Source organism: Qipengyuania intermedia (genome assembly GCF_019711615.1).
Taxonomy (GTDB): Bacteria; Pseudomonadota; Alphaproteobacteria; order Sphingomonadales; family Sphingomonadaceae; genus Qipengyuania; species Qipengyuania intermedia.
Map to the genome: position 1 here is coordinate 335,109 of NZ_JAIGNS010000001.1, position 14,872 is coordinate 349,980.

Below are 14,872 nucleotides of genomic sequence, written 5' to 3' on the forward strand. Positions count from 1 at the left end.
AACGAAATGGGAACCTGCCCGCTTATCGGCGAAAAGCGACACCGCGTGCCAAAAAACGGTTGGTGCCGGTCAGTCCTTCGCGAGCATCCATTCGGCTGCGGCGCGACAGTGGATATCGGTGGAGTCGAATACGGGCAGCACGTTCGCATCCGTGTCGACCACCAGTTCCAGTTCGGTGCACGCGAGCACGATGGCTTTCGCACCTTCCTTGTCCTTGTTGGTGATGATAGTCTTCAACGCCCGCTCGGCAGAACGCGTTACGCGACCAAGCATCAGCTCCTTGTAGATGATGCCGTCGACAAGTTCGACATCGCCGGGATCTGGCGGCAGCAGGTCGACGCCATGCGCGACGAGCCGCTGACGATAGAAACTCTCGGTCATGACGAAACGCGTGCCGAGCAGGGCGGCATTGTCGCATTCCGCCTTCTTCATCGCTTCGCCGACGCTGTCCGCGATATGCAGGACCGGGATGGAGAGACCCTCTGCCACACGGTCATAGACCTTGTGCATTGTATTGGCGGCGATGATGATACCTTCAGCCCCCGCACTCTCGAGGCGGCGGCCGCTTTCGACCAGCAAGGAAGCGACCGCGTCCCAGTCATCGTCCTGCTTGGCCTTGGCGATCAGCGAATAATCCAGGCTTTCGATCAAGAGTGGCGCGCTCGACATGAAATTGGAGCGGCGCTGGATTTCCTTGTTGATGCGTTCGTAATAGGCGCGGGTCGAAACCCAGCTCATGCCCCCGATGAGACCCAATTTGCGCAAGAACGCGCTCCTTCCCGTTACCCTGTTTGCACCGCACGATGCGACTTGTGTTTCAACGCCCTAGAACGGGTGTCGGCTATTGCGGTTCCTCAATTTCAGCCTCTTGGGTCATGCTAATTTCGGTCAGCCAAGCCGATAGGTCGGCAGCACTGCGCTCTGCGGCCTCTTCCATCGGAATATGACCGATCCCGTCGTAAGCGACGAGCGTGGCGTTCGGGATATTGCGCGCATACCATTCGCCGGCTTCAAAGGGCACCAGCGCATCTTCCTTGCCCCAGATAACCAGGGTCGGGACCGTCATTCCTGCGGCCTGCTCTGCAGTAAACCCTTCGCGCGGGGTGCTGAAGCGCTTGCGCGTTGCGGCGCGATTGCCCGGATAGCGGGCCATTTCCCAATAACGATCGATTGCCGCGTCGGTCACGACAGCCTGGTTCGAGACACTTTGCGAAAGGCTTTTCGCTATCAGCGAACGCGGGAGCATCTGGCTGAGCCCGTTGCCGACTACCGGCATCGTCGCGAGCTTGAAAGCGAGGTTGCCCGACCCCTCACGTTCTATCGGTGCGCCCGAAGCATCGACCAGCACCAGTCCTTCCAGGCGCTCCGGGTGCTCGAGCGCATAGGCCATTGCGATCCAGCCGCCCATTGAATTTCCGGCAAGGGTGAACGTGTCGAGATCGAGCGCATCGGCAACCGCCCCCACATCCGAAACGAATGCCTCGCGTGTGTACTCCGCATCCGGGGCAGCGCCGGTCAATCCGTGGCCGCGCTGGTCGTAGCGCACCACGCGGTAGTCTTCCCGAAGGATTTCTGCCCAGGGTTGCCAGGTATGCAGATCGGCATTGGAGCCGTGCAGGAGCATGATTACGGGCGCATCGCGCGGCCCCTCGTCGCGCAGGTGAATTTCGCGTCCGTCGGCAAGTGTTACGGCCTGCGATGGTGCCTCACCGTATTTGGCCCACATCTCGTCACGGTCGGTGTCCGGCGTACGCAGGATCAGGAAAGCTACCAGCCCTATTACGAGGATAGCGGCGAAAATACGGAATAGCCATTTCACTGCGGCATCTCCTCGATCCAGCGGCGCACGGCATCGGCGCCCTCACGGTCAATGGTCGCCTTGCCAAGCTCCGGCATGGCCACTCCCGGCTCGTTGCTCAGCATGCGGTGGAGCAGGATGGATTCCTGCGGCTTGCCCGGCACGACGTCGAAAAGCAGTCCGCCTGCCCCTCGTCCCGCGGCAACCGGACGTTTCATAATGCCGATCGCATGGGGATCGTTCTGCTCCCAGCGAAGGTCCAGCCCGCTATTGGAGGCAGCCGCACCCGGACGGTGGCAATGAGCGCAATTTACATCGAGGAATGCGCGCGCCACGGCATTCGTGCCGGCCTGCGAACGGTCTTCCCAAACAGGGAGCGTGTCCGCGTCCTGCGGAACGGCTCCGATGTTGGCTTTGAGCCACTCGCGCGAAAGATTGCGCGCCTTGGGACCGATCGGGACGACCGCATCGTCGAGGCCGTGGCATTCCTTGCACTGGTTCTTGTTGGGCACGCGGTAACTGATTTTTTCGCCTTCGGGCGTGGTGACCGGGACGCGGGCCCCTGCGATAGCCAGGCGGGCCTCCGTCTGTTCCTCGTTCCACACATAGGGCAGTGCGAGCCAGCCATCCGCGCGAAGCAACAGGACACGGGTTTCGATCAGTCTGCGCTCGTCACCGTCACCGAATGCGAAGGTCTTGATCAGGGCGGTGCCGACTGGAAAATCGATCAGCCCTTCCCCGTCCGCCTGCATTTTCGTGCCCTGCGGCACATAAACGAAACGAAGCTTTTCCGCTCCGTCCGAATAGAGCGGTGTATTCAGGCGATAGGGGATCACGCCGAGCGTCGGTATCTGGGCATCCGCATGTACGAAGAAGCCGAACTCCTCCAAGGTTCGCGGCAATGCTTTTCCCTGGATTGCCGCATCGGAGACTTCTGGCGCCATCCTGCGCGCTTCGACTGCCGCGGCGGAGGCGAAGGCGAGCAATGCGCAGAAAAAGACGCCAAGATGCTTCATGATTACAGGCGGGCGTCCAGTTCCGCAGGCGCGCCGATGCCGCTACGGTCGAAGTCATCCGCAGGTGCCTCTACTGTCATCAAGCCGGGCTGTGCACCGCCCAGCCCCTTGCCCGCTTCGGGCAAGTTGAGGCTCCAGCCCATGGTGCCCTCTGCGGCAGAGAGCGAACCAAGGCCGTCCCAAAGCACGGGAGGCAATTCGCCGCCGAATGCCGCAAGCAACATCTCGGCACCGTCGAGCTGGGGGTCGTAGCCGCCGCCATCGAACTGGTTTGGCCCGACCACCACTTCGCGTGGCAGCGGATTGTAGCGATCGTCGTCGTAAGGCTGCGTGTAGGCGATCACCATGACCGGTGCGGTCGGGTTGCCCGAGAGGATGTTGTCCTCGATCAGAACATTCTCGTTCGCCATCACCATGATGCCGGTCCCGCGTCGCACGCCTGCCACGATATTCCCGGGAGGCGCAAAGTTCGGCGTGTCATTGGCCACCACGAGGTTGTTCGCAACGATAACATTGCCGCCGCCCATTACGGGCAGATTGGGAAGGTCGAAGACAAGGATGCCGCCCGTGTTTCGGGTCGCAATATTGTGTTCGACCAACGCGTTGCGGCTGTTCTCGATCTCGATCCCCGCCACATTCGCCTCGGCAATCGAGTTGCGCACGGTGATCCGGTTGGACTGGCCAACATAGATACCGGCATCGCTTGCCCCGGTGACCTTGACGCCATCGACCAGCACGCCGGTGCTTTCGACCGGATAGATGCCATAGGCCCCATTCTCGGCATGGGGACCGCGAGTCCAGGTGACGCGGATGCGGTGGTAGACGATATTGTCGGCGCCTTTCGACTTTACGCCGTCGCCCTTGGGGTTCTCCAGTGCAAAGTCACGCATGGTGACATTATCCGAGGTAACAAGAAGCCCTTCGCCCGCACCCTGTTGCCCGGTGAAGTCCAGCACTGTCCCGTCCATCCCCGCACCGCGCAATGTCACGCCGTCTACGTCGAGGCTGAGACCGTCGCTCATCGCATATCGCCCCGCTTCAAAGACGATCTCGTCACCGGGCTGGGCAAGGATCAGCGCCTCCTGCAAGCGCTCCTGCGCGCCTTCTCCCGGCGAAATCGTGTGGGTTTCGGCCAGCAGCGGAGTGGTGCTTGCGAGCAGCGTCGCGGCGAATGCGGTGCGGATCATGTGTGTCTCCCTCTCGGCCCGCATAGTGCCGCTATCGGGAGCTATTGCAAGCGTCTCTAGCGCGTCGTGAACGAGCAGATTGCCGCCGAGGTGCCGACGACCTCGATCGCTTCGGGGTCGTCTACGCGGCGCAGGCGCTCGAGGAATTCGGCCATGGTGAGCGGCACCGCGTTCTCGCCGTCGCGCGCCTGTAGGTTTTCCAACTTGCGCAATTGGTTGAGCGACAGGCGCTCCGCCATGCGGGAGCCCATGCAGGCCGCGACGGGCTGCGAGATACCCTTGTCGACCAGCACGCTCTCAATGCGACCCGCCGTGACGCGCTCGATCCCACCGAAATAGCCCCAGGCGAAAAAGCCGAGGATCGCCACCAGGGCGATGCCGATGATTGCCTTGCGCATGGGTTAGTCGAGCGCCTTCACGATTTCCTCGACCATCTTCTTCGCATCCGACAGCAGCATCATGGTCTGGTCCATGTAGAAGACATCGTTGTCGACGCCGGCATAGCCCACGCCGCCCATCGAACGCTTGATGAAGAAGACCTGCTTGGCCTTGTCGACGTCGAACACGGGCATGCCGTAGATGGGGCTGGACTTGTCGGTCTTGGCCGCCGGGTTCACCACGTCGTTCGCGCCGATGATGAAGGCGACGTCGGCCTGCGCGAATTCGCTGTTGATGTCCTCCAGCTCGAACACGTTCTCGTAAGGCACCTGCGCTTCGGCGAGCAGCACGTTCATGTGGCCCGGCATCCGGCCCGCGACGGGGTGGATGGCGTATTTCACCTCAACGCCCTTTTCTTCGAGGATGTCGGCCATTTCCCTGAGCGCGTGCTGCGCCTGCGCCACTGCCATGCCGTAGCCGGGAATGATGATGACCTTTTCCGCCTGTTCGAGCATGAAGGCCGCATCGGCGGCGCTGCCCTGCTTGTAGGGGCGCTGCTCCTTCGCCTCACCCCCGCCCGCGCCTGCGTCGGCACCGAAACCGCCCGCGATCACGCTGATGAAGCTGCGGTTCATCGCGCGGCACATGATGTAGCTCAGGATCGCGCCCGAGCTGCCCACCAGCGCGCCGGTGATGATCATCGCCGTATTGCCGAGCGTGAAGCCCATCGCGGCGGCCGCCCAGCCCGAATAGGAGTTCAGCATCGAGACCACGACCGGCATATCCGCCCCGCCGATGGGGATGATGAGCAGAAAGCCGATCAGGAAGGCGAGCACCGTCAGCGCGATGATAAGCGGCATGGTCTCGGTAGGTCCGGCCATGGCGAAGAGCGCGGTCAGCACGATGATCGCGGCCAGCGTTCCGAGATTGATGACATGGCGCGCAGGCAGCAGGATCGGCGAACCACTCATCCGCCCTGAAAGCTTGGCAAAGGCGATAACCGAGCCTGAGAAAGTGATCGCCCCGATGGCGATGCCGAGGCCCATCTCGACCTTGGAAACTGCACCGATGCTGTCTCCGACGAGCAAGCCAAAAGCCCCCGGATTGAGATAGGCCGCCCAGCCCACCAGCACCGCAGCAAGGCCGACGAGCGAGTGGAAGGCCGCGACCAGCTCGGGCATCGCGGTCATGGCGATGCGGCGGGCGATGGTGATGCCGATCACAGCGCCGATGGCGATGGCGATCAGTATCTCAGTCATCGATGCCCAATCGGGCACCAAGACATCGGAGCAGAAGCCAAATCTGCCACTTGCGGCCAGATCGTCACACGAACTGCGACCGGGGAAGTGGGTCACCAGCGTAGTGACCACCGCGATCAGCATGCCGATCATGCCGAAGCGGTTGCCCGTCCGGCTCGTTGCGGGCGAGGACAGGCCGCGCAGCGCGAGGATGAAGAACACGCCCGACACGAGATAGGCAAGCGCGACCCATGGATTCACCGCCTCGCCGGATGCTGCGTGGGCGGGGGTGGCCAGCACCGCGAACGGTGCGGCAAGGAGAAGGCGAACCATCACTTCTTCTCCTTCTTCTTGTACATCGCGAGCATTCGCGCCGTCACCGCAAACCCGCCAAATATGTTCACGCTGGCAAGCACGATGCCGAGCAGCCCCAGCCACTTCGCCCCCGGTACATCAGCCGCCGCCGCCGCGATCAGCGCGCCCACGATGATCACACTGGAAATCGCATTGGTCACCGCCATCAGCGGCGTGTGCAGCGCGGGCGTGACCGACCAGACCACGTAATAACCGACGAAACACGCCAGCACGAAAATCGACAGGATCGAAATGAAGTCCATTGTCGTGACCCCTCCCCGGGTCGGGTAGTTATTGCGCCGCCAGCCTCTCGTTCACGACCTTGCCGCCCTGCGTCAGGCGAACGGCGTCGCCGATTTCCTCGTCGAGGACCGGCTTACCGGCCTCCTTGTCCCAGAAGGCAGAGAGGAAATTGTAGAGGTTGCGGGCGAACAGCGCCGAGGCGTCGGCTGCAAGATGTCCGGCCGTGTTCGAATAGCCGATGATCTTCACGCCGTGCTTCTCGACTGTCTGGTCGGGCTGCGAACCTTCCACGTTTCCGCCCTGCGCCACGGCAAGGTCGAAGATGACGCTGCCCGGCTTCATGCTGGCGATCTGCGTGTCGGAAATCAGACGCGGTGCATCGCGACCGGGGATCAGCGCCGTGGTGATGACGATGTCCTGCTTGGCGATGTGTTCGGAGACCAGCTTCGCCTGCGCCTGCTGGTATTCCTCGCTCATTTCGGTGGCATAGCCGCCCGAGCCTTCGCCCTCGATGCCAGCAACGTCCTCGACGAAAACTGGCTTCGCGCCGAGCGACATGATCTGCTCTTTCGTGGCGCTACGAACATCGGTGGCCGAGACCTGCGCACCAAGCCGCTTGGCCGTGGCGATCGCCTGGAGCCCGGCGACACCGACGCCCATCACGAACACCTTGGCCGCTTGCACCGTGCCGGCGGCAGTCATCATCATCGGGAAAGCGCGGCCATAGACATTCGCCGCAGTCAGCACCGCCTTGTAGCCTGACAAATTGGACTGGCTTGAGAGGACGTCCATACTTTGCGCACGCGTAATGCGCGGCATGAATTCCATCGACAGCGCTTCCAGCCCCGCCTTGGCATAGGCTTCGACGCGCGCTTTCTCGCGGAAAGGATCGAATGTCGCGGCCACCCACGCACCCGGCTTCGCACCCGCAAGCAGCGCCACGTCGGGCGCCTGCACCCCGAGCACGATGTCGGCGCCATCCACGACCTTTGCTGCCGCGGCCACTTCGGCCCCGGCGTCGCGATAGGCTTCGTCGGTGATGGAAGCGCTTACCCCTGCGCCTTCCTCGACCGCGACATCAGCGCCCAGTGCGATGAACTTCTTTGCCGTTTCCGGCGTCAATGCGACGCGGCTTTCGCCGGCGTCTCTCTCAGCCAGAACAGTGATCCGCATCTAGTGCGCGCTCAACCGGAGATCAGGATGACGACGATCGCAGTGATGATCGCAATTACGGGAATTGCCCACTTAAGCATTCCGATGAAAGAGCCATAGGTCTTGCTATGCGCTTTCATGTCGTTGCCCGGTTTCATACTCAGTCCCTCAAATGTTAACTCATTCCCCGAACCCCTAGAACGCCGATTAATCTTCGACAAGTGCCTGAATTCCCCGATCCACCGCCGATTTTCAGGCTTAATCGCCCCTTTACCCATTTGCGATAGACCCTTTGGCTACGAGCACGCGATCATGCGGGCTCCCGAAGGAGTATGCGGGACAATGGCGAGTCAGGAAGGCCGTCTTCTCATGCTGATCGACGACGAGCCGGCACAAAGCCGCCTCGTGACCGCCCTCGCCGCGCGCGAAGGTTGGCGCACGCTCGTGGTCGAGAGCTGCGACGAAGCGCAGCAAACGCTGGCATCGAAGGAAGGCGCCCAGATCGGCGCGGTCCTGCTCGACCAGTGGGTGCCCGGCGACAGCGCCTGCGATTTCATCCGTATTCTCAAGGCTAACCACCCCAAGATCCCCGTCATGATGCTGACGGCGAGCACTTCGCCCTTGCTGGCCGTCGAGGCGATGCGCGCGGGCGCTACCGATTACCTGATCAAGCCGATCGCGCCCGAACGTTTCCTCTCGGCCCTGCGCAGCGCCACGCGCCGCGAAGCGCCGAAGGACGAATTGCAGCCCATGACGGAGAAGCTCTCCGAAGTGCTGGATTTCGATGCCATGGTCGGCACCGCCGCCCCGTTCCGCACCGCGCTTGCCAAGGCAGCGACCGCCGCGCGCGGTCATGGTCATGTCCTTGTCGAAGGCGAGACGGGCACGGGCAAGGAAATGCTGCTGCGCGCAATGCACCAGGCATCGACCCGTTCGAAGGCAGCCGTTCGCCTCGTCAATTGCGCGGGCATGCCGGGCAATTCGCTGGAATCGCTCCTGTTCGGACATGAAAAGGGCGCCTTCCCCGGCGCGTTCGACAAACAGATCGGCCTGATCCAGCATTGCGACGGCGGAACGCTCATGCTCGACGAGATCGACCGGATCGATCCTGCGATCCAGGAGCGGCTGGCCGAAACGCTGGAAACCGGCATCGTGCGCCCGACCGGCGCGTCGCACGGTTTCAAGGTCGACGTCCGCGTGTTCGGCGCGAGCGACGTTCCGCTAGACATATTGATCGAGAACGGTGAATTTTCCGAAGCTTTGCGCGACAAGCTGTCCGCGACCAGCATCTATCTGCCGCCGCTGCGAGACCGGCTGGGGGACATTCCCGCCCTCACCCGCTATTTCCTCTCGCGCATAGCCGAGCAGCCAGGGCTCAAGCACCACTCGATTGCCGATAGCGGCCTTTCGCTGCTCGAAGCCTACGACTGGCCAGGCAATGTCCGCCAGCTGCAGGCCGTGCTCTTCCGCGCGTCGGTCTTCTGCGATGGCGAAGCGCTGACCGCCGAAAGCTTCCCGCAACTCGCCGAACTGCTCGGCGACGGACACCGCGGTGAAAGCCGCGCGCGCGGGCTTGGCGTCCTGCTTTATCAGGACGACGGAAACCTGCGTCCGCTGGAAGAAATCGAGGCCGACATCATCCGCCTGGCGATCGGACACTACCGCGGCCGCATGACCGAAGTCGCGCGCCGTCTCGGGATCGGCCGCTCGACCCTCTATCGCAAGCTTTCCGACCTCGGCATCGACAACGCCGCGTGACGGGAGGCCCGAAGAAACCCATCGACGACCCCTTGGTTAGGGGCGTCATGCTGGCGGCTGGCGCCGCGTGGCTGGGCTCGATGGCCATCACCCTAGTTAATCCCCGGCGGCGCAGGCAGTTCTTCGCCAACGTCGCAAAAAGCCAAAAGGAAAGCGCCGTTCGCGAAGCCGAACGCGTGAAACGCGCCCGCGCCGAAGATCTCGCACGAAAAGCTCGAAGGGCAGAAGAGAAGGCCGAAAATCAGCGTCGTTACGATGCCGAGTTTATCGACCGGACGCTGAGGGTGACCAAGCCCTATCCAGACGCGCTAAAAGTCACCCGAACTGGAGGCTGGGGCGGTGCCGTCGGCTTTCATAACCGCAGTGAGATTGCAGACGCTTCAATAGATGCGTTCTGGAGCCACTGGGACGCTCGGGGCAACTTCAAGGCGCGGATCGGCAAAGAGTTCGTCGCAGGGGAATTCTACGACCGAGACGGGTACGGCATCGCGCCGGGCGGCGAATTCGTTGGGGCAGCGAACGATTTCCTGACCGAGGAACAGGTCGCTGTTATCCTCCGGTTGCTAGGTGGCGAGGGCGGCCCGGACGAAGTGACATTTCATCGGATCAGACGGTAGTCTTTTCCCGAGGCAAGCTGCGAACTTCGAAACCGAGAATCGACAAGGCTGCGTGATCTGCTAGAAAGCGGGTCGAACCGAACGGGAGTAATTCAGGTGAACAAGGGACACCGCTGAGGCGGAACGACTGTCCACGTGGCTGCAATCGCGGCCCGAATTGCATCTGAATTTCCCGGGGTAACACCATGCAAAAACTGAATGAGAAACTGTGCGTCGTCACCGGCGGCGCACGCGGTATCGGCAAGGCTGTCTGTGCAGCTTTTAAGGCCGAAGGGGCGCGCGTCGTCCTGACCGATATCGACGAAGCAGAAGGCACGAAGACCGCCGAAGAACTGGGTTGCGAGTTCGCCCGGCTCGACGTGGCGAGCGAGGCGGACTGGGACGCTCTTGCCCAAGCGTTTCCGTCTATCGACGTGTTGGTCAACAACGCCGGGATCACCGGCTTCGAGGACGGACCTGCCGCGCACGATCCGGAGAACGCCAGCCTCGCCGAATGGAACCGCGTACATGCGGTAAACACGGACGGCTGCTTCCTTGGTTGTCGCTATGCCCTCCGTGCGATGAAGGCGAAAGGTGCAGGATCGATCATCAATATGTCCTCGCGCTCCGGCCTAGTCGGCATTCCGGGTGCCGCCGCCTATGCGGCGAGCAAGGCGGCGATGCGTAACCATTCAAAGTCCGTGGCGCTCTACGCTGCGCAGAACGGCTGGGCGATCCGCTGCAACTCGATCCATCCTGCCGCCATCCTCACCGACATCTGGGAACCGATGCTGGGCGAAGGCCCGGATCGCGATGCCAAGATGGCCGCCTTGGTCGCCGATACGCCCCTGAAGCGCTTCGGCACGGTCGAGGAGGTCGCCGCGCTCTGCGTCTACCTCGCCAGCGACGAGAGCGGATATATGACCGGCAGCGAGCTCACGCTCGACGGAGGTCTACTGGCGGGCTCGGCAGCTTCTCCGGGAAGCTAGCCGGGCAGATCGCTGAAGTCGGTCAGCGCCGCGTCCCTGAGACCGCGCCAGACGTTACGCGCCTGGACGGTTTCTGGGACGTCATGCACCCGCACCACCTGCGCCCCGCCATGCATGGCCTCGAGTGCCAACGCAACGCTACCCCCGAGCCGCTCCTCCACCGGCGCCTCCCTGCTCAGCGCACCGATCATGCGCTTGCGGCTCGCCCCGAACAGGAGCGGGTGGCCCAGCGCGTGAAACATAGGCAGGGCGTTGATCAGGGCGAGATTGTCGGCCAGCGATTTGCCGAACCCGATCCCGACATCGAGCATGATGTTCTTCGCTTCGATCCCCGCCTCAAGAGCGGCGTCGCGGCGTGCGCGCAGGGTATCGAAGACATCAAATACGACCGCGTCATAGTCGCCGTTCGCATGGAGATCTTCGCCCCCCGCTCCCGGTGCATGCATCAGTACAACGGGGCAACCAGCGGCAGCGACCACTTCTGCGCTGCGCGGATCGTTCTTGAGACCCGAGACGTCGTTCACAAGGTGCGCGCCCGCTTCGAGTGCCGCCTCCATGACCGCCGCCTTGCGCGTATCGATGCTGATCGCGGCCCCCATTGCGGAGCATGCCTCGATCGCCGGCACCACGCGCGCGATCTCGTCGCCTTCCCACAATGGCTGCGCACCCGGCCGCGTGCTTTCGCCGCCGATATCGATGATCGCCGCCCCGGCCTCGAGCATGGCGGCAGCAACTTCGCGCTGGACGTCGGGCTTGTCCATGAACTCGCCGCCGTCGCTGAAGCTGTCGGGCGTCACATTGAGGATGCCCATGATTTGTGGCTGGTCCAGCGCTACCGCGCGGCTGCCCATCTGCAAGGGCGGATGGGCGAGAGTGAGGTTGGCCCACTGCGCCTCTGCCTCCGCTCCGACCTCGTCGGGCAAGGCGCCAAGCACATCGTCGATCGTGTCGACCGAGGCGAGGAGCCTTTCGACGACCTCCCCGTCGCGCCGCAGGATCACGGCGAAGCGGCTAGCGTAGACCATCGTCCCGGCAAGCCGGATGGCATTGCCATGTTCCGATTGGGGACCGGGGGCGAAGCCGACAGGGCGGATATAGACGCGATCACTCATCGTTCAGTCTTCTAGCAGCGAAGCTGAAGGATGGAACACATGGAACACGGTCTGGGGAGAGAAATCCGCATCCAAATGAATTCGTCGATTTTCGGCTCATGCCCCCCGAATAATGCGGGTCACCGTAGTAGGACAGTCTTCAGACGGGAGTGTGCAGGCAGATGTCGCATTCCACGCCAGCTGCAGGAAACCGCAGGTCGACCCTGCCGGCCGATCCGATCGCATCTGCTATCAGCCGGGAGCCGAAACCATCCTCGTGGACAGCCTCGACCCTGGGACCGCCTTCCTCGCGCCATGCAATGTCGAGCGCGTCTTCATTTGCGGAAATGCTGACAAAAACCCTGCCTTCCGAGTTCGAAAGTGCGCCGTATTTCAGCGCATTGGTGACCAGCTCGTGGAAGACGAGAGCGAGCCCCTGCCCGGCGGCACCGGAAAGCTCCTTGTCGCCACCCACCTCGATTTCAACCCTGTTCTCAAGGCTCGGAAACGCTGCCAGCTCCGCTTCCAGTATCGCGCGCGAAGTGAGGGTTTCGGAAGCATCGCTGACCATCAGGCGATGACTTCGAGCGAGAGCTTCGACGCGCCCCTCCAGCGATTTTGCAAATCCTGCGATGTCGTCCGCCTTGCGCGACGACAGTCGCACGATCGACTTGATCACCGCCAGCATGTTGCGAACCCGATGATTGAGCTCTTCGGTCAGGAGCGTGAGCCGGTTTTCGCGCTGCTTGGTATCAGTGATGTCGATTACATGACCGATCAGCTTGGCCACCTTGCCATCCGGTCCCATCAGCGGTCGGCCCGAGGCGCTGATCCAGCGTAACTCCCCGTCATTCTTCCGAATGGCACAGTCGAAGGACCAGACTTCGCCCTTATCGATAGCAGCCTGTTGCAGGTCGTGGACCAACTGACGTTGCTCGGGGACGACATGTTCGATGAACTTGTCATAAGTCCATTCGTCCAGCCGTTCGTCATATCCGAAAATCGCGTCGTGATGCGCGTTGCGCAGTGCGAGACCGCTGCTCACGTCCAATTCCCAGATGCCGATATGGCCGGTCTGAAGGATCAGCCGCAGGTGGTCGGCGCTAAGCTCTTCGAATGGCTTGAGGTCGGGCATCTGGTCGTCAAAGTTATCATATGTGAATAGGCTGTCACGCGAAATCGGGCGATGTGATTAAGGCCCCTCGTGGACGAAGAACGGGCGCCCCTTCACAGGAGCGCCCGTGCCAAATTCTTGTCCGAGATCAACCGCCGAAGTTGAAGCGCACGCCGAGCGACACGATCGACTGCTGCGTTTCCACTTCAAGCGTAGCCGGAAGCAGGTTCAGTTCGACTTCCGGATCGTTGAAGCTGTCGCGATAGGTGTACTGGGCGAAGATATCGAGGCCTTCGCTCACTTCGAAACCGGCACCAGCCATCAACTGGTAGCCGAAGCTGCCGTCGCTATCGTCAGCTACGTCCACGCCCGAAGGCTGGTAGTTCACATCGGTCCACTGATAGCCGAGGCCCGCGCCGACGAACGGCTTGAAGGTCGCGTCCGGTCCGCCGATGTCATAATAGACGTTGCCGAACAGGCCGAAGTTCGAGACATCGCCCTGCCCGTCAGCAATGACCGCGCCGACGGTCGGGTTGGCATCGTCTGCAGCACCGCGCGTCAGCACGGCGACGTCGACGGCGTCGATATTGCCACCACCGACGGTGAGGCCGCTATGGGTCTCAACGTCGTAGGAATTGTAGAACAGCTGGCCTTCGAAACGCAGGCCCGATTCCGTGGCATAACCGATAGCGCCGCTCGCTTCGAAGCCATTGTCGAATTCGGTATTCCAGCCCACGCTGGTGCCCGCCGGAATGGCACCGAAATCGTCGGTTGCGGCGATATCGGCGGTGGTTGCACCGCTGTTGTCGGAATCGGAAGGAAGGACGTAACCGCCCGTCACGCTGACATAGGTGCCCTGCGCAGCGGCTGCGCCGGGAATGGAAATCAGGCCGGTGGCTGCGGCGGTGGTGAGAATGATCTTTTTCAAGGTTCTGCTCCGTAGTCTGGTCAGCGCTCGTTGCGCATCGACCGGCAAAACGAGACTTCGGCGGCAGGGTTCCTACGCATTTCCGGGAACCTGTTGCATATCCGCACAGTCGCGACGAATGGTGCAGGATTGGCGGTTATCCGCCATTTTCGGCAAGCCTTGCTTCCTTTGAAAAGCTCGACCTCTCCGTTGGCGAAAGACAATTTCCGTTCACCGCAGCACGCTATTCGTGGCGGACATGGGCACCGACAACTGCGGTCGTCGGGGAACTGCCCGATACGCTCGCCCATTGCTTGGTTTGCAAACCGTCCGGGCTGCACCCGGACAGCAACGAGAGATTCCCATGTCCCACGAATTGACGCTGCGAAGCATCCGCCCGGTTACCCACGACGTCCACGAGTTGACGTTCGAGAGGCCCGAAGGCTTCAATTTCCGACCCGGTCAGGCCACCGATCTGGCGCTGGACCGCGACGGATGGCGGGACGAGAAACGCCCGTTCACTTTCACCTCCTTACCCGGCGCGGAACACCTTCAGTTCACGATCAAGTCCTATCCGTCGCATGACGGCGTCACCGAGCAGATCGGCATGATGGAAGCAGGCGACGGCGTCATCATCGAAGACCCGTGGGGTGCAATCGAGGACAAGGGGCCCGGTGTCATAATCGCAGGGGGGGCGGGATTGACACCGTTCCTCGCCATCCTGCGTGCGCGGCAAAAGAGCCATGGTTCACTGGAAGGCTATCGCCTGATCTTCTCCAACAGCAAGGAGAAGGACATCATCCTGCGCGAAGAGCTGGAACGGATGCCGGGCCTCGAGCTGGACCTGGTGCTCAGCGATGAAAACGTTGACGGCCTTATTCATGGCCAGGTCGATGGCGACTTCCTCGACGACGCCGGGCTCGATTTCGGCAGCACCTTCTACCTTTGCGGTCCGCCGCCGATGGAGGACGACGTGTCGAGTGCGCTAAAGGCCAGAGGCGTCACCGAGGATCGCCTGGTCCGCGAAGAGGAATAGGATCGCCCTCCGCCT

Annotated in this window: 16 protein-coding genes; 4 read left to right on the plus strand and 12 right to left on the minus strand. The window is 62.2% G+C overall.

Features of this window, described 5'->3' with window-relative positions:
- Window positions 1–69: 69 nt before the first annotated feature.
- From K3179_RS01615 to K3179_RS01655, 9 genes are all read right to left on the minus strand, one after another.
- Window positions 70–765 carry an aspartate/glutamate racemase family protein gene (locus K3179_RS01615; RefSeq protein WP_221562184.1) on the minus strand — a complete coding sequence of 232 codons (696 nt, stop codon included), beginning with the start codon at window positions 763–765 and terminating at the stop codon, window positions 70–72.
- Between the two features lie 76 nt (window positions 766–841).
- Window positions 842–1,819: an alpha/beta hydrolase gene (locus K3179_RS01620; RefSeq protein WP_221562185.1), complete on the minus strand. Its 978-nt coding sequence runs from the start codon at window positions 1,817–1,819 to the stop codon at window positions 842–844.
- Window positions 1,816–2,814 carry an SO2930 family diheme c-type cytochrome gene (locus K3179_RS01625; RefSeq protein WP_221562186.1) on the minus strand — a complete coding sequence of 333 codons (999 nt, stop codon included), beginning with the start codon at window positions 2,812–2,814 and terminating at the stop codon, window positions 1,816–1,818. The genes K3179_RS01620 and K3179_RS01625 overlap by 4 nt, the downstream gene beginning before the upstream one ends.
- A gap of 2 nt (window positions 2,815–2,816) precedes the next feature.
- Window positions 2,817–4,001, minus strand: a complete 1,185-nt coding sequence (locus tag K3179_RS01630; protein WP_221562187.1) for a parallel beta-helix domain-containing protein — start codon at window positions 3,999–4,001, stop codon at window positions 2,817–2,819.
- Window positions 4,002–4,057: 56 nt separating this feature from the next.
- Window positions 4,058–4,399 carry a hypothetical protein gene (locus tag K3179_RS01635; RefSeq protein WP_221562188.1) on the minus strand — a complete coding sequence of 114 codons (342 nt, stop codon included), beginning with the start codon at window positions 4,397–4,399 and terminating at the stop codon, window positions 4,058–4,060.
- Between the two features lie 3 nt (window positions 4,400–4,402).
- On the minus strand, window positions 4,403–5,950 hold the full coding sequence (locus K3179_RS01640) for an NAD(P)(+) transhydrogenase (Re/Si-specific) subunit beta (protein WP_247712763.1): 1,548 nt from the start codon (window positions 5,948–5,950) through the stop codon (window positions 4,403–4,405).
- On the minus strand, window positions 5,950–6,234 hold the full coding sequence (locus K3179_RS01645) for an NAD(P) transhydrogenase subunit alpha part 2 (RefSeq protein ID WP_006833497.1): 285 nt from the start codon (window positions 6,232–6,234) through the stop codon (window positions 5,950–5,952). The genes K3179_RS01640 and K3179_RS01645 overlap by 1 nt, the downstream gene beginning before the upstream one ends.
- A 28-nt stretch (window positions 6,235–6,262) precedes the next feature.
- Complete coding sequence (locus K3179_RS01650; protein WP_221562189.1) at window positions 6,263–7,387, minus strand: NAD(P) transhydrogenase subunit alpha; 1,125 nt, start codon at window positions 7,385–7,387, stop codon at window positions 6,263–6,265.
- An 11-nt stretch (window positions 7,388–7,398) separates the two neighbouring features.
- A complete protein-coding gene (locus K3179_RS01655) occupies window positions 7,399–7,524 on the minus strand; it encodes an aa3-type cytochrome c oxidase subunit IV (protein WP_221562190.1) in 126 nt (41 codons plus the stop codon).
- A 184-nt stretch (window positions 7,525–7,708) separates the two neighbouring features.
- Between K3179_RS01655 and K3179_RS01660 the strand changes: the two genes are divergently transcribed.
- The 3 genes from K3179_RS01660 (at window position 7,709) to K3179_RS01670 (ending at window position 10,709) form a co-directional block, all read left to right on the plus strand.
- A complete protein-coding gene (locus K3179_RS01660; protein WP_221562191.1) occupies window positions 7,709–9,124 on the plus strand; it encodes a sigma-54-dependent transcriptional regulator in 1,416 nt (471 codons plus the stop codon).
- Between the two features lie 47 nt (window positions 9,125–9,171).
- Window positions 9,172–9,741 (plus strand): hypothetical protein, encoded by a 570-nt coding sequence (locus K3179_RS01665; RefSeq protein WP_221562192.1) that lies wholly within the window; start codon window positions 9,172–9,174, stop codon window positions 9,739–9,741.
- 185 nt (window positions 9,742–9,926) lie between these two features.
- A complete protein-coding gene (locus tag K3179_RS01670) occupies window positions 9,927–10,709 on the plus strand; it encodes an SDR family oxidoreductase (RefSeq protein WP_221562193.1) in 783 nt (260 codons plus the stop codon).
- Here K3179_RS01670 and folP read toward each other — a convergent pair.
- From folP to K3179_RS01685, 3 genes are all read right to left on the minus strand, one after another.
- The gene (folP, locus tag K3179_RS01675) at window positions 10,706–11,821 is read right to left on the minus strand and encodes a dihydropteroate synthase (RefSeq protein ID WP_221562194.1); all 1,116 of its coding nucleotides are present in this window, start codon (window positions 11,819–11,821) and stop codon (window positions 10,706–10,708) included. The two genes, K3179_RS01670 and folP, sit on opposite strands and share 4 nt — an antisense overlap.
- 139 nt (window positions 11,822–11,960) lie before the next feature.
- Window positions 11,961–12,935 carry an HWE histidine kinase domain-containing protein gene (locus K3179_RS01680; protein ID WP_221562195.1) on the minus strand — a complete coding sequence of 325 codons (975 nt, stop codon included), beginning with the start codon at window positions 12,933–12,935 and terminating at the stop codon, window positions 11,961–11,963.
- Between the two features lie 127 nt (window positions 12,936–13,062).
- Complete coding sequence (locus K3179_RS01685; protein ID WP_221562196.1) at window positions 13,063–13,842, minus strand: outer membrane beta-barrel protein; 780 nt, start codon at window positions 13,840–13,842, stop codon at window positions 13,063–13,065.
- Window positions 13,843–14,185: 343 nt separating this feature from the next.
- On the opposite strand from K3179_RS01685, the gene K3179_RS01690 reads away from it, so the two are divergent.
- Window positions 14,186–14,857 carry a ferredoxin reductase domain-containing protein gene (locus K3179_RS01690; RefSeq protein ID WP_247712764.1) on the plus strand — a complete coding sequence of 224 codons (672 nt, stop codon included), beginning with the start codon at window positions 14,186–14,188 and terminating at the stop codon, window positions 14,855–14,857.
- The last annotated feature ends 15 nt before the right edge of the window (window positions 14,858–14,872 follow it).

What these genes read in the sequence shown, in the direction of transcription:
- K3179_RS01640 (WP_247712763.1), bottom strand. Translation starts at nt 5,950, where the DNA reads ATGGTTCGCCTTCTCCTTGCCGCACCGTTCGCGGTGCTGGCCACCCCC.
- K3179_RS01690 (WP_247712764.1), top strand. Translation starts at nt 14,186, where the DNA reads ATGTCCCACGAATTGACGCTGCGAAGCATCCGCCCGGTTACCCACGAC.
- K3179_RS01665 (WP_221562192.1), top strand. Translation starts at nt 9,172, where the DNA reads ATGCTGGCGGCTGGCGCCGCGTGGCTGGGCTCGATGGCCATCACCCTA.
- K3179_RS01630 (WP_221562187.1), bottom strand. Translation starts at nt 4,001, where the DNA reads ATGATCCGCACCGCATTCGCCGCGACGCTGCTCGCAAGCACCACTCCG.
- K3179_RS01680 (WP_221562195.1), bottom strand. Translation starts at nt 12,935, where the DNA reads ATGCCCGACCTCAAGCCATTCGAAGAGCTTAGCGCCGACCACCTGCGG.
- K3179_RS01645 (WP_006833497.1), bottom strand. Translation starts at nt 6,234, where the DNA reads ATGGACTTCATTTCGATCCTGTCGATTTTCGTGCTGGCGTGTTTCGTC.
- K3179_RS01650 (WP_221562189.1), bottom strand. Translation starts at nt 7,387, where the DNA reads ATGCGGATCACTGTTCTGGCTGAGAGAGACGCCGGCGAAAGCCGCGTC.
- K3179_RS01660 (WP_221562191.1), top strand. Translation starts at nt 7,709, where the DNA reads ATGGCGAGTCAGGAAGGCCGTCTTCTCATGCTGATCGACGACGAGCCG.
- K3179_RS01635 (WP_221562188.1), bottom strand. Translation starts at nt 4,399, where the DNA reads ATGCGCAAGGCAATCATCGGCATCGCCCTGGTGGCGATCCTCGGCTTT.
- folP (WP_221562194.1), bottom strand. Translation starts at nt 11,821, where the DNA reads ATGAGTGATCGCGTCTATATCCGCCCTGTCGGCTTCGCCCCCGGTCCC.
- K3179_RS01655 (WP_221562190.1), bottom strand. Translation starts at nt 7,524, where the DNA reads ATGAAACCGGGCAACGACATGAAAGCGCATAGCAAGACCTATGGCTCT.
- K3179_RS01625 (WP_221562186.1), bottom strand. Translation starts at nt 2,814, where the DNA reads ATGAAGCATCTTGGCGTCTTTTTCTGCGCATTGCTCGCCTTCGCCTCC.
- K3179_RS01670 (WP_221562193.1), top strand. Translation starts at nt 9,927, where the DNA reads ATGCAAAAACTGAATGAGAAACTGTGCGTCGTCACCGGCGGCGCACGC.